Here is a 13,412-nt window from a genome sequence, read left to right as displayed (position 1 = left end):
TTGCCGCTCCATCGCAAAGGGATTCCCACGTGACCGCACACCCGCCGCCCATGCCGCCGTTCCGCGATCCGCGCCTGCCGTTCGCCAAGCGGATCGACGACCTCCTGTCGCGGCTCACGATCGAGGAGAAGACCGCCTTCCTGCACCAGTTCGCGCCCGCCGTGGAGCGGCTCGGTATCGCCGCCTTCCGTACCGGCCAGGAGGCCCTGCACGGCGTGGCGTGGATGGGCCCGGCGACGGTGTTCCCGCAGGCGGTGGGCCTCGGCGCCACCTGGAACCCGGAGCTGGTGCGGCGCGTGGGCGACGCGGTGTCCAGGGAGGTCCGCGCGATGCGCGCCAAGGACGACCGGGTCGGCCTCAACGTCTGGGCCCCGACGGTCAACCTGCTGCGCCACCCCCTGTGGGGGCGCAACGAGGAGGGCTACTCGGAGGACCCGAAGCTCACCTCGGCGATCGCCACGGCCTACACGCACGGTCTGCGCGGTGACCACCCCACCTACTGGCGCACCGCGCCCGTGCTGAAGCACTGGCTGGCCCACAACAACGAGACCGACCGTTCCACTGCGTCGAGCTCGGTGCGCCCGCGCGTGCTGCACGAGTACGACCTGCGGGCCTTCCGCGAGACCGTCGAGGCGGGCGCGGTGGCCGGGGTGATGCCGGCGTACAACCTGGTCAACGGCCGTCCCAACCACGTCTCCCCGTACCTGTCCGAGCATCTGCGGACCTGGACCGAGGAGGACCTGCTGGTCTGCTCGGACGCGGGCGCGCCGAGCAACCTGGTGGACTCCGAGCACTACTTCGACACCCACGAGGAGGCCACCGCCGCCTCCCTCGTCGCGGGGGTCGACAGCTTCACCGACCACGGCACGGACTCCTCGCAGATGACCGGGCGGCTGCGCGGCGCCCTGGAGCGCGGTCTGCTGACCGAGGCCGATGTCGACACGGCCGTCCGCCGCCAGCTCTCGGTCCGTTTCCGGCTCGGCGAGTTCGACCCGGAGTACGACCCGCACGACGCGACCGGCGAGTTCGACACCCCGGCGCACCGCGCCCTCGCCCAGGAGGCCGCCGAGCAGGCGATCGTGCTGCTCAAGAACGACGGGGTACTGCCGCTCGCCCCGGACACCCGGATCGCCGTGGTGGGCCTGCTCGCCGACGAGTGCAAGCTCGACTGGTACAGCGGCAGCCTCATCCACCGTTCGACCCCGCTGGAGGGCCTGTACGAGCGGTTCGGCGCGGAGCGGGTGGAGTTCGCGGAGGGCGTGGACCGGGTCCGGCTGAAGACCTCCACGGGTGCGTTCCTGCACGTGCCGGTGGCCGAGGGGGCCGCCGCCGAGGCGCGCGGGGCCGAGGGCGCGCTCGACCCGGCCCTGCTCACGGGCCGCACCGACCTGCCCGCGCTCACGACCGACGCCGACGGCACCGAACTGGCGCTCGCCGACTGGGGCGGGGGCGTCCTCACTCTGCGCGCCCCCGACGGCCGCTACCTCTCGGTGGCGGACGACGGCTACCTCCGCGCCTCCGCCGACCAGCCGGGCGGCTGGATCGTGCAGGAGACCTTCCGCCTGGAACCGCACGGGAACGGGCACCTCCTCAAGCACCTGGGGACAGGTCGCCACGTGTGTGTCTCCGCCGACGGCGTGAAGGTTGCCGACGAAGGTTCCGAGGTCTTCGAGCTGGTCGTCGCCGAGCGGGGCGAGGATGCGGTGGCGCGTGCCGCCGCGGGGGCCGACGTGGTCGTGGTGGTCGCGGGCAACGACCCGTACATCAACGGCCGCGAGACCGAGGACCGTACGACCCTGCGCCTGCCGGAACACCAGGAACGGCTGTTGCGGGCGGCCCGCGCGGCGAACCCGGCCACCGTGCTGGCGCTGGTCTCCGCCTACCCGTACGCCGTCGACCCCGCCGGGCTCCCGGCGGTGCTGTGGACCGCGCACGGCGGCCAGGCGGCCGGCACCGCCCTGGCCCGTGTCCTGGCCGGTGACGTCTCCCCCGCCGGCCGCCTCCCGCAGACCTGGTACGCCGACGACGCCGACCTGCCCGGCCTCCTCGACTACGACGTGATCGGCTCCCGCCAGACGTACCTCTACTTCGAGGGGACGCCCCTGTTCCCCTTCGGACACGGCCTGTCGTACGCCCGGTTCGGGTACGGCGACCTGACGGCCCGGGCCGGCGAGGAGACCGTGCGCGTCTCCTTCTCCGTCACCAACACCGGTGACGTCACGGCCGACGAGGTGGCCCAGCTCTACGCCCGGGCGGTCGACGCCTGCGTGCCGCGGCCGCGCCGCGAGCTGCTGGACCACCGCCGCGTCACCCTCGACCCGGGGGCGACGGCCGAGCTGGGCTTCGACGTCCCGCTGAGCGCCTTCGGGTGCTTCGACGTCGCGCAGGACCGGTGGCGCGTGGCCCCGGGCGCGTACGAGCTGCTGGCCGGGGCGTCCAGTGAGGACGTCCGGCTGCGGGAGGTGATCACGCTCGACGGCGAGCCGGCCCTGCCGCGCGCGGTCGTCGCGAACGGCCTTCCCGCCGCCGGGTTCGACGAGCACGACGGCATCGAGATCGTCGACCGGACGAAGGTGTCGGGCGACGCGGTGACCCCGGCGGGCCCGGCGACGGGCGAACTGGTCTACCGCGCCTGTGACTTCGGGCGGGGCATCTCCGAGGTGACGGTGGAGGTGGCCGGCGAGGGAACGGTCGAGCTGTCCCTCGACGGCGGCCCGGTCCTGGCGGTGCTGTCGCCCGCCGCACCGACCCCGGGCCCGTACGACTACGTCTCACTGAGCGCGTCCGTCGTCGCCGCGGGCGTCCACGACGTGCACCTCAGGCTGCGCGGCCCGCTGCGGCTCGCGCACGTCGGCTTCTCCGGTTGAGGGTCCGGAGCAGGCCGGCGTAAAGAAGGGGCCCGGCACCGGAAGGCATCGGTGCCGGGCCTCTTCATGGAGCTTACATGAAAATGGTTCTCATCAGCTAGAGGTCGATGCCGGTGAGGACCAGCACCCGCTCGTACGTGTAGTCCTCCATGGCGAACCGCACGCCCTCACGGCCCACGCCGGACTGCTTGACGCCGCCGTACGGCATCTGGTCGGCGCGGTAGGACGGCACGTCGCCGATGACGACACCGCCGACCTCCAGGGCCCGGTGGGCGCGGAAGGCGGTCTGCAGGTCGTGGGTGAACACGCCCGCCTGGAGGCCGTACTTGGAGTCGTTGACGGCGGCGAAGGCAGCGGCCTCGCCGTCCGCCTTCTGCACGGTGAGGACCGGTCCGAAGACCTCCTCGCAGGAGATCGTGACGTCGGCGGGGACCTCGGCCAGGACGGTCGGCGCGTAGGAGGCGCCGTCGCGCTTGCCACCGGTGAGCAGCCGCGCCCCGGCGTCCACGGCCTCCTGGACCCACGTCTCGACGCGCTTGGCGGCGTCCTCGCTGACCAGCGGGCCGACGTCGGTGGCGTCATCGCCCGGGTCGCCGGTGACCTGGGCCTCGACGGCGGCGACGATGCGCGGCAGCAGCCGGTCGTACACCGAGGCGTCGGCGATGACCCGCTGCACGGAGATGCAGGACTGGCCGCCCTGGTAGTTGGAGAACGTGGCGATGCGGTTCGCCGCCCACTGAAGGTCCTCGTCGCTCGCCCAGTCGGCGAGGACGACGGCCGCGCCGTTGCCGCCCAGCTCCAGGGTGCAGTGCTTGCGCGGCACCGAGTCCATGATCGCGTAGCCGACCTTCTCGGAACCGGTGAAGGAGATGACGGGCAGCCGCTCGTCCTGCACCAGGGCCGGCATCTTGTCGTTGGCGACGGGGAGGATGCTCCAGGACCCCGCGGGCAGCTCGGTCTCGGCGAGCAGATCGCCGATGATCAGGCCGGACAGCGGGGTCGCCGGGGCCGGCTTGAGGATGATCGGGGCGCCGGCGGCCATGGCCGGGGCGATCTTGTGGGCGCAGAGGTTCAGCGGGAAGTTGAAGGGCGCGATGCCGAGCACGACACCCTTCGGGAAGCGGCGGGTCAGGGCGAGCCGGCCCTGGCCGCCGAGGTCGGTGTCGAGCCGCTGGGCCTCGCCGCCGTTGAACCGCCGGGCCTCCTCGGCCGCGAACCGGAAGACGGACACGGCCCGGCCGACCTCGCCGCGCGCCCACTTCATCGGCTTGCCGTTCTCGGCGGAGATCAGCCGCGCGATCTCCTCGGTGCGCTCGACGAGGCGCTTGCTGACGTGGTCGAGCGCGGCGGCCCGGACATGGGCGGGGGTGGCGGCGAACTCGTCCAGAACGGCGTGCGCGGCGGCCACGGCCTCCTCGACCTGCGCGTCCGTCGGCACGCTCACCGTGCCGACGAGCCGCCCGTCCCAGGGGGAGGTGACGTCGAAGGTGTCCTCGCCGGTGGCCTGGCGGCCGGCGAGCCAGAAGGCGTGGGTGGAGGTCATGGGTTCCGGCCCTTCGGCGTTGGGGGTGATCCTGTGCTGCGGGATCAACGGTAGGGGCGAGGTGACCGAACGGCGTTTGTCCGAGCCGTAGCAGTGCGGGACGCGGACACTCCGGTTTGGCTACTCGGTGGTGGCCGCCTTCAGGGCCAGCCACAGCTCCATCCGGACGTCCGGGTCGTCCAGGGACCGGCCGAGGATCTCCTCCACCCGGCGCATGCGGTAGCGCAGGGTGTGCCGGTGGACGCCGAGGTCGGCCGCCGCCGCGTCCCACTGGCCGTGCTTGGACAGCCAGGCGCGCAGGGACGCGACGAGGTCGCCGCGGCCCGTGGCGTCGTGCTCGTACAGCGGCCGCAGCATGCCGTCGGCGAAGGCCCGCACCGCGTCGTCCGCCAGCAGCGGCAGCACCGATCCGGCCGCCATCCGCTCGTGCTCCACGAGGACGCGCCCGCGCCGCCGCGCCACCGACAGCGCCTGTTCGGCCTGCTTGTACGCGGCGGACGCGGCGATGGGCCCGGCCGGTGCCGACAGGCCCACGACCAGTTCGTCCTCCTCGCCGCCCGGCACCTTCTCGCGTATCCCCGCCCGGGCCGTCTCCAGGGCGGCCGCGTACTCCCCGCAGGCCGCCGCGGCGGCGCCGCCGTCCGCGGCCAGCACCACCAGCCGCTCCCCCTCCGGCACCACCAGCACGGCCTCGCCGGCCCGGGCCGCCGCGGACTCCACGACGTCGGCGAGGGCCGCGAGGGGGTCGCCGCCGGGGTCGGCCGCGGCGAGCGCGGCGGCCGAGTGCCGCTCGGCGGGGGCAGCGCCCTTGTGGACCTCGGCGCGGGCCAGCGCGGCCGACGCCGACACCGGCACCCGCTCCGCGACCAGCATCCGGAACGGCGCGTCCAGCAGCCCGCCGTACAGGTCACCGGCGACCGCACGGGCGTGGTCCGGCTCTCCGGCCAGCAGCATGCGCAGCACCGCCGTACCGACCCGCTGCTCGGCGGCCTGGAGGGACCGGGAGCGTTCCGTGGTCAGGGTCAGCAGCGCGATGGCCGAGTGGACGGCGTAGCGCTCGGCGGTGCCCGGGGCGGCGGCCGTGCCCACGGCCAGGGCCGCCCGGGGGCGGCGGCCGGTGCCGAGGGTGTGCAGCTCGACCCGGTCCTCGTTCTCCGGGCCGCCGACCACGGAGGAGGCGGGCGCGGGACGGTCCCGCAGCTTCTGCACGTCACCGGTGAGGCGCGCGGCGCGCCGCGCCGCCCACTCCGGTGCCGTGGCGACGACCGCGCCCGAGGCGTCGTACAGCGCCGCCCAGCCGTCGACCTGCGCGGCCAGCGCGGCCAGCAGCCCCTCCGGCCCGCCGGCCTGGGCCTGCCGGGTCAGCTCGCGCTGGGCGGCGAACCCGGCGGTGACGGCCCGGTACTGGTCGGCGGCGATCGCGGCGGAGACGGCCTTGCTGATGGCGAGGAAGGGGGTGCGGCGCGGGACCTCCAGCAGCGGCAGGCCCTCCTTTTCGGCCGCGTCGACGAGCGCGGCGGGGATCTCCTCGTAGTTGACGCCGACGGCGAAGCCGAGCCCGGCCACTCCGGCCCCGGCCAGCCGTCGCACGTAGCGGCGCATGGCCTGAGGGTCCTCGGCGTCCAGCTTGAGCGCGGTGATCAGCAGCAGTTCCCCGCCCTCCATGTAGGGGACGGGGTCGGCGAGCTCGCTGGGGTGCGCCCAACGGACCGGCACGTCGAGGCGGTCTGCGCCCGCCCGCACGGTCAGCTTCAGCGCGGAGTGGTGGACGAGCGAGGCGAGCGTCGGGGGCATGAGGCCTTCTGCGTCAGGGCTGTGTGATCACTGTGTCTTTTGGCCGCCGCGTATGAACGACCTGTGACGATTCTGCCTCACCGTACGGTCCCTTCGTGCCCGCACGGGTGGGAAGGGGCCCCACGGTCCCTGCCTTCCACCCCGGCGGGAGGAGGGGTCAGCCCCGCAGATTCACCAGCAGCGGAGGCGCGTGCTCGCCCTTGACGTCGGTCAGCGACAGCACCGCGTGCCCAGCCGGTACCCCGTGCGCCAGCTCGGAGGCGGACCAGCGCTCCCGCTCGACCTGCCGCACGGTCACCGCCCGCGCGGTCGCGGCCTTGCCGGTGATCACCCGGCGCAGCATGTGGACGGCCTTGCCGGCCGGGGTCTCCGCGATGATCTGCCGGTCGGTGACGTCGCGGGCCTCGGTCCACTCCTTGCCCCACACCTCGGCGAAGTCCTGCCCGTCCCACGGGGTGAGCCCCGACAGCGCCATCCGGCAGCCGGTCGCGCCGAGCAGCGGCCCGCGCAGCGGCCGGGCCACGTCGTCCAGGGTCCGCAGGGTCAGCACGACCCCGGCGTTGCCGGACCGCAGCCGCTGGATGCCGCGCACGGCCTCGGGCGTCACCACGCCGGTGGCGTCGTCCAGCAGCAGGCAGGCGAACAGCGACCGGTCCTCGCGCACGGCGACACTGGCCGTGAACTGCGCGAGCACCAGCCGGGCCAGCATCTTGGAGGCGTCGGCGTGGCCGCGCTGGGGCAGGTCGACGCGCACCCGCACCGGGTGGTCGAGGGCCTTGAGCGTGAAGGGCCGGGACTGCCCGGAGGTGTCGAAGAACCCGGCGAAGGCCGGCCGGTCGAGCAGCGCGACACGGTCGCCGAGCACCCCGGCGACGTCACCGGGCTGCCCCATCTGCCGCTCCCGGGCGTCGAGTTCGCGCAGCAGCGACTCCTGCCCGGCTTCCTGGAGTCCCTGCCGCAGCGCGGCGAACGGCCCCGGCGCCCCGTCCAGAAGCTGCCGCAGCTCGGGTACTGAGGGGAAACGCCCGTGCACGGCCCGGAACGGCCCGAGCAGCTGGGCGAGGACGGTGGTGGAGCGGCGGCTGTCGCTGCCGGGGTGCGGATCGGCGAGGTCCCCGACGAGCGCCTCGGCGAGCACGGCCGCGGCCTCGTCCGGGTCGGTGCTGCCGCCGTAGAGATCGAGGTCGTACTCGGAGTCCTGGTTCCCGATCCGTACGACCACGTCGTACGCGTCGGCCGGTCCGAGCCCCGCGCCGGCCGCCCCGACGACGACCACGGCGGCGCGCCCGGCGAGGGCGTGCAGGCAGAGCGACTCGGCGAGCGGGCGGACGACGGTCCCGGTCTTGCCGGATCCGGCGGGGCCGACGACGACGAGCGAGGTGCCGAGCAGGTCGGGCCCGAGGGCGAGCCCCGTGCCGCGGTAGGCGTACGGGTTGCGGGCGTCGTCCACGGTGGTGCCGAGCCGCACCTGCCCGGTGACGAGGTCGTGCCGGGCGAGCCGGGCGGGCAGGTCGCGCTCCCCGGAGGGGTGCAGGCACGCGGCGGCGCCGTCCTTGAGGACGGCGCCGCTGAAGGTGGCGAGGCTGTGCCGTCCGGTGCGCACGCCCTGCCAGGCTCGGAGGATCCGGGCGTGGTCGACGTCCCGCATCAGCCCGGTGCGGGCCTCGGCGGCGAGGCGCTCGGCGGCGTCGGCGGCCCCGGCGGCGCGCAGCTCGTTCCACTGGGCCGGGTCGTCCTCGGGCGCGGTACGGGTCTCCTGCGGCTGAGACCGGCGGAAACGCGGGGTGACGAAGCGGCGCCACAGCTCGCCCCAGCGGCCGAGCCGGGCCGCCCCGACCATGATCGCCAGGGCGACGAGCAGCTCGTAACCCTGGTAGACGATGAACGTCCCGGTCTCCCCGAGATCGCTGTCGCCGCCGCGCCAGGCGTCGGGAACGATCAGGTCGAACGGCACCCACCACCAGGTGCCGAGGTAGCCGTTCTGCAGCAGCGACCAGACCAGCCATCCCACGAGGAAGGCGATCAGCGCCCCGCTCAGCAGCTGCCGGGTAGGGATCTCCTCGGGTTCCTCCGCGGGCCGCGGCCGGTGGCCGAACCGCCACACGCCCGGCGCGGCGTCGGGCCGAGGCGCGCGCAGCCAGGCGAGGAAGGCCGACCCGTCCGGCAGCGGCGGTGTCACCGGCGCCCGGGGGGGCAGGGGAGGCATCGCGGGCACCTCCGGAGGCCCCGCCGGGCGCGGTACGGGACTCGCATGCGTACCCCGCGCGTCCTGCGTCCCGTCGCTGTCCATCGCCCTTGCCCCCTGACCAGCCGCTCCGTCCACCATCAGCGAGCCAATCTAACGCCCTCCCCTGGGGAGTTCACCGCTTACACGGCCGGGTCGTGGGCACCGGGTCCACGAGACTGCCATGTCCACCCCGGACAAGGCGCTCCGCCGACAACGCCCACATGGAGCATGCCCACCCCCCTGTCCCCGCCCTAGCCTGCGAGAAAAGAAGCCAAGCGTCCGTCGAGACCATCCGCACCACCCCAGGAGCCCCGCATGACCGCACTTCCGCAGGAGCGCCGCGTCGTCACCGCCATTCCCGGCCCGAAGTCGCAGGAGCTTCAGGCCCGCCGTACCGCCGCGGTCGCGCAGGGCGTGGGGTCCGTGCTGCCCGTGTTCACGGCGCGTGCCGGTGGCGGGATCATCGAGGACGTCGACGGGAACCGGCTGATCGACTTCGGGTCGGGCATCGCCGTGACGTCCGTGGGTGCCTCCGCCGAGGCCGTCGTACGGCGGGCGTCGGCGCAGCTCGCCGACTTCACCCACACCTGCTTCATGGTCACGCCCTACGAGGGGTACGTCGAGGTCGCCGAGGCGCTCGCCGAGCTGACCCCCGGTGACCACGCCAAGAAGAGCGCCCTGTTCAACTCCGGCGCCGAGGCCGTCGAGAACGCCGTGAAGATCGCGCGGGCGTACACCAAGCGCCAGGCCGTCGTGGTGTTCGACCACGGCTACCACGGCCGCACCAACCTCACCATGGCGCTGACCGCGAAGAACATGCCGTACAAGCACGGCTTCGGCCCGTTCGCCCCCGAGGTGTACCGGGTGCCGGTGGCGTACGGCTACCGCTGGCCGACCGGGCCCGAGAACGCCGGCCCCGAGGCCGCCGCGCAGGCCATCGACCAGATCAGCAAGCAGGTCGGCGCCGAGAACGTCGCCGCGGTCATCATCGAGCCGGTGCTCGGCGAGGGCGGCTTCATCGAGCCGGCCAAGGGCTTCCTGCCGGCGATCAGCAAGTTCGCCGAGGACAACGGCATCGTCTTCGTCGCCGACGAGATCCAGTCCGGCTTCTGCCGTACGGGCCAGTGGTTCGCGTGTGAGGACGAGGGCATCGTCCCGGACCTGATCACGACGGCGAAGGGCATCGCGGGCGGTCTGCCGCTCGCGGCCGTCACCGGGCGCGCCGAGATCATGGACGCCGCGCACGCCGGCGGCCTGGGCGGCACCTACGGCGGCAACCCGGTCGCCTGCGCGGGTGCGCTCGGCTCGATCGAGACGATGAAGGAGCTCGACCTCAACGCCAAGGCGAAGAACATCGAGGCGATCATGAAGGCCCGCCTCGGTGCCATGGCCGAGAAGTTCGACATCATCGGCGACGTGCGCGGGCGCGGCGCGATGATCGCCATCGAGCTGGTCAAGGACCGCGCCACGAAGGAGCCGAACCCGGAGGCGACCGGCGCGCTCGCCAAGGCGTGCCACGCCGAGGGCCTGCTGGTCCTGACCTGTGGCACCTACGGCAACGTACTCCGCTTCCTGCCCCCGCTGGTGATCGGCGAGGACCTGCTGAACGAGGGCCTCGACATCATCGAGCAGGCGTTCTCCCGTATCTGAACCCCCTGACGCGCGCATCTGAGCCCCCGTCGGGGCAGGTGAGCCGCCCCGGTTCCGCTACCGGGGCGGCGAGCGGCAGAGCGTGTGAAGAAGGTGTGCGAGGTGGATGACAGGGGGCCCCATGGCCTGTCCTGCGCCCCGCCCCTGTCGTAGGTTCTACCCAGATGAGAGATACACCCCGCCCGCAGGGGACTGTGGGTGACATCAGGCCGGGGCCTCCCCAGCTTCGACCTGGTCGTGCCCTCGCGCACACAACCGGAGCCTGAGGCTCTGGATCTCCTCACCGATCGGACAGTCGCCCGCCCCAAACCCCCCGGGGCGCGCGACGTTCCGGTCCGTACGGCCGCCCCGGAACCACCCCCCCTGTTCCGGGGCGGCCGACCTCCGTTTCCGCCCCCTTGTACGGCATCGCGACTTCTGGTCAAGCCTTCGCGGGCTCCGGGCGGTGAATCCCCCGCGGGCGGTAGCCCAGGACGTCGGCGACGCCGACGACGTCCGCGAGCAGCCAGATGATCGCCAGCCACATCTCCGTGCCCTGAAGCCCGGGTTCACGTCCCGGGCCGGTGCCGTCGGACGTGGGGCCGAAACCGAAGCCCTGGCCGGGGTGCCAGCGGCCCAGGGCGGCGGAGAGCCGGGACGCCGCCCAGGCGCGGGCCTCCTCGCCCCGGTGGGTGGTCTGCCGGGCACAGAGCCACAGGGGGTGGATCACGTCCAGGACGTTGCAGGCGTTGTCCCGGCCCGGGGTGAAGTGGCGGGGGTCGCGCGCGTGGTCGAGGACGGTGTCGATCACCCGCTCCGGGTACGGCACGGGCAGGCCGAACTGCGCGAAGGAACCGCGGGTGAGCCGGTAGTAGCCGTTGACCATCTGCAGGCGCCCGGACTCCCGGGTGGGTGAGCCCCACATCCCGGTCCACGGATCCGCGTGGGTGTGCAGCCAGCCGAACAGCGCCTCCAGCGCGCCCGGCGCGGCCGCCTCGCCTCCGGCGCGCAGGTTCCAGTGCGCGGCGGTGGCCCAGGAGTCGACCCACGCCCCGGCGTGCCAGGCACGGTCGGTCCAGGGCAGTTCGCCGAGGTGCCGGACCAGCCGGCCGGCCGTCGTGGTCCGCACCGCGTGGACCGGGTGGGCGAAGGAACTGCCGAGCAGGTCGAGCGCGTAGCCGACGCACAGCACGTGGTAGGCGCAGTCGCCGTCCGGCGGCCCGGCGGGGCCCGGGAGCGGCGCGGGGGCACCGTACTCGGGGACCAGGCCGGTGGCGGGGTCCTGCAACGCCCGGAGCCGCTCCAGGTGTTCGGGGGCGGTCAGGTGCGGCGGTACGTCGCCGAGGAGCAGGTCGGCGATCTCGACGGCGTCGCAGTGGGCCCGGACGGTCGGCGCGGTGCCGGGCCGGTCGGCGTAGCGGCCGGTGTCCGGGCGCCAGGAGCGGTCGAGGAGGTCGGTCGCCTGGGCCCGGGCGGTACGGGCGAACGCCCTGAGTTCCTCGGCGAGCGCTTCGGGGCGGGCCGGGCGCTGCGCTCCGCGCGGCTCGCGCCGGTCACGGAGGCGGCGTGCCGGATTGCCCGCCGCCACCGACCACGCCGGCAGGTCCTTGGTGACGACCGCCCCCGCGCCGATGACGCAGTGGTCGCCGATGGTGACCCCGTCCACGACGACCACGTGCGAGCCGATCCACACGTCGTCCCCGACCGTGATCCCCCGGCAGGTGACCGGCTGCCGGTGAACCGGCAGGTCGGGCGCGGAGCCGTGGTTGAAGCCGAGGAGCGCGGTGTGGGCGCCGATGCGCACCCCGTCCCCGAGGGTGACGGTGCCCCGCACCACCGTGAAGGGGTTGACGGTGCAGTCCGCTCCCGTGCGTATCTCGCCGGTGACATAGGCCTGGGCCGCGATGTACGAGCGGTCGCCCAGGTGCAGGACGTCCGGGTGCACCGCGGCGCTCTCCGCGACGAAGCAGTCCTCGCCCAGTCGCACCTCCCCGGGCCCCGTGAACAGCCGCTTCTGCCGCTGCTCCTGGGCCGCCCGCTGCCGTTCCGAGGCCTGTCCGGCGAAGAGCCACGGACAGTGCTCGAAGAGGCCGTCGTCGGGTGACGGGTGGTTCACGTGATCCTCCGCAGGGGCCGCGAGTGGACGTCGGTGCTCGTGCCAAGCTGTGCCCCATGCCGATCGCCGCGAACCAGGAACGCACCGCGCTCCCGGGCTCCGTCGCTCTCCTGCTCGCCCTTCCGGCCCTCCTCTTCGCCGTGATCACCTGGCAGGTCGTCACCGACGGCCCGCTCGTGCGGCTCGACGAGCGGCTCAGCCGTGTCCTGGTGAACCCGGACCGCTGCTCCGAACTCCTCGCCGACCTGGGCAACGTCCAGGTCGCCGTCCCCGTCCTCGCCGTCGCGCTCGGGTACGTCGCCGTACGCCACCGCCGCGCGGGCGGAGACCGGTGGTGGCTGCCCGTCGCCGCGGGGGCGCTGCTCATGGCCCTGGTCCCGGCGCTGGTCGTCCCGCTCAAGGAACTCACCGACCGCCCGGGCACCCCGGTCGTCCCGCCCGGCACCGGCTACTACCCCTCGGGTCACACCGCCACCGCCGCCGTCGCCTACGGCTGCGCGACCCTGCTGCTGCTCCCCTGGCTCCGCACGGCCCTGGCCCGCCGCACCCTGATCACCCTCTGCGTCGCCCTGGTCTTCGGCGCGAGCTACGGCCTGGTCCGCCGCGGCTACCACTGGCCGCTGGACGTGGTGGGCAGTTGGTGTCTGTGTTCGGTGCTGCTGACGTCGCTGTGGCTGTCCGTCCGGGCGGTGACCATGCCCGGCCGGTCTCAACCACCAGGTCCCTGACCGTCGTTCTCCGTCGCCAGCCCTGCCGCCGCCTCGTGCATGGCCAGTTCCAGCAGGGCCGGGTCGGTCAGCAGTCCCGAGCCGTCGGGTGGTACCAGCCAGCGGACGCCACCGGGGGAGGAGCGGCCCGGGTACGGCACGACGATCCAGGTGCCGGCGCCCGCCGTGCGGATGCCGGTGCCGAGCCAGCGGGCGGCGGTGCCCGGGGGCACGAAGAAGCCCATGCGCGCGTCACCGAAGTCGACGAGCACGGGCCCCTGCCGGTCCAGGACACGGCTCAGCACGTCGAGCGTGGCGTAGCCGAGTTCGCCGGGCAGGATGAGCACGTCCCAGGCGCTGCCGGCCGGCAGCAGCGCCACCCCGAGCGGGTTGCGCTCCCACTCCCAGCGGCAGGCCTCGGGATCGGGTGCGACGGATGCGAGCCACTCCACCGCCGTCTTCGCACCGGTCATCGGAAAGACCCCCTTCTCTCTCGCGAACCTCACGGACGCGCGGGGCGTCCGGAGGG

The 13,412-nt window shown here is 73.9% G+C and carries 8 protein-coding genes and 1 pseudogene; 4 read left to right on the top strand and 5 right to left on the bottom strand.

Annotation, left to right across the window (positions count from 1 at the left end; translation table 11 throughout):
- Positions 1 to 29 precede the first annotated feature (29 nt).
- Complete coding sequence (locus tag A4E84_RS29020) at positions 30 to 2,867, top strand: glycoside hydrolase family 3 C-terminal domain-containing protein (protein ID WP_062929355.1); 2,838 nt, start codon at positions 30 to 32, stop codon at positions 2,865 to 2,867.
- A 97-nt stretch (positions 2,868 to 2,964) separates the two neighbouring features.
- Here the strand turns inward: A4E84_RS29020 and A4E84_RS29015 are convergent, their stop codons facing one another.
- From A4E84_RS29015 to A4E84_RS29005, 3 genes are all read right to left on the bottom strand, one after another.
- Positions 2,965 to 4,410, bottom strand: coding sequence for an aldehyde dehydrogenase family protein (locus A4E84_RS29015; protein ID WP_062929354.1), 1,446 nt, complete (start codon positions 4,408 to 4,410; stop codon positions 2,965 to 2,967).
- Between the two features lie 120 nt (positions 4,411 to 4,530).
- The gene (locus tag A4E84_RS29010; protein WP_062929353.1) at positions 4,531 to 6,204 is read right to left on the bottom strand and encodes a PucR family transcriptional regulator; all 1,674 of its coding nucleotides are present in this window, start codon (positions 6,202 to 6,204) and stop codon (positions 4,531 to 4,533) included.
- A 157-nt stretch (positions 6,205 to 6,361) separates the two neighbouring features.
- Positions 6,362 to 8,494 carry a hypothetical protein gene (locus A4E84_RS29005; RefSeq protein ID WP_062929352.1) on the bottom strand — a complete coding sequence of 711 codons (2,133 nt, stop codon included), beginning with the start codon at positions 8,492 to 8,494 and terminating at the stop codon, positions 6,362 to 6,364.
- A gap of 252 nt (positions 8,495 to 8,746) precedes the next feature.
- Here A4E84_RS29005 and gabT point away from each other — a divergent pair, with 252 nt between their 5' ends.
- On the top strand, positions 8,747 to 10,081 hold the full coding sequence (gene gabT / locus A4E84_RS29000) for a 4-aminobutyrate--2-oxoglutarate transaminase (RefSeq protein ID WP_062929351.1): 1,335 nt from the start codon (positions 8,747 to 8,749) through the stop codon (positions 10,079 to 10,081).
- 164 nt (positions 10,082 to 10,245) lie between these two features.
- Positions 10,246 to 10,461 (top strand): annotated as a pseudogene (locus tag A4E84_RS44775) (phosphatase PAP2 family protein); the annotation flags it as partial.
- A gap of 41 nt (positions 10,462 to 10,502) precedes the next feature.
- On the opposite strand, the gene A4E84_RS28995 reads toward A4E84_RS44775, so the two are convergent.
- Positions 10,503 to 12,176 (bottom strand): acyltransferase, encoded by a 1,674-nt coding sequence (locus A4E84_RS28995; RefSeq protein WP_062929350.1) that lies wholly within the window; start codon positions 12,174 to 12,176, stop codon positions 10,503 to 10,505.
- A gap of 56 nt (positions 12,177 to 12,232) precedes the next feature.
- On the opposite strand from A4E84_RS28995, the gene A4E84_RS28990 reads away from it, so the two are divergent.
- On the top strand, positions 12,233 to 12,904 hold the full coding sequence (locus tag A4E84_RS28990) for a phosphatase PAP2 family protein (RefSeq protein ID WP_062929349.1): 672 nt from the start codon (positions 12,233 to 12,235) through the stop codon (positions 12,902 to 12,904).
- Here A4E84_RS28990 and A4E84_RS28985 read toward each other — a convergent pair.
- Positions 12,886 to 13,356 carry a hypothetical protein gene (locus A4E84_RS28985; RefSeq protein WP_062929348.1) on the bottom strand — a complete coding sequence of 157 codons (471 nt, stop codon included), beginning with the start codon at positions 13,354 to 13,356 and terminating at the stop codon, positions 12,886 to 12,888. The genes A4E84_RS28990 and A4E84_RS28985 overlap by 19 nt on opposite strands.
- Positions 13,357 to 13,412 lie beyond the last annotated feature (56 nt).

It is taken from the genome of Streptomyces qaidamensis (genome assembly GCF_001611795.1).
GTDB classification, from domain to species: domain Bacteria; phylum Actinomycetota; class Actinomycetes; order Streptomycetales; family Streptomycetaceae; genus Streptomyces; species Streptomyces qaidamensis.
Note: the sequence above shows the minus strand (reverse complement) of the source record. Positions and strands in the feature narration are given on the sequence as shown.

What these genes read in the sequence shown, in the direction of transcription:
- A4E84_RS29015 (WP_062929354.1), bottom strand. Translation starts at nt 4,410, where the DNA reads ATGACCTCCACCCACGCCTTCTGGCTCGCCGGCCGCCAGGCCACCGGC.
- A4E84_RS29010 (WP_062929353.1), bottom strand. Translation starts at nt 6,204, where the DNA reads ATGCCCCCGACGCTCGCCTCGCTCGTCCACCACTCCGCGCTGAAGCTG.
- A4E84_RS29005 (WP_062929352.1), bottom strand. Translation starts at nt 8,494, where the DNA reads ATGGACAGCGACGGGACGCAGGACGCGCGGGGTACGCATGCGAGTCCC.
- gabT (WP_062929351.1), top strand. Translation starts at nt 8,747, where the DNA reads ATGACCGCACTTCCGCAGGAGCGCCGCGTCGTCACCGCCATTCCCGGC.
- A4E84_RS28990 (WP_062929349.1), top strand. Translation starts at nt 12,233, where the DNA reads ATGCCGATCGCCGCGAACCAGGAACGCACCGCGCTCCCGGGCTCCGTC.
- A4E84_RS28985 (WP_062929348.1), bottom strand. Translation starts at nt 13,356, where the DNA reads ATGACCGGTGCGAAGACGGCGGTGGAGTGGCTCGCATCCGTCGCACCC.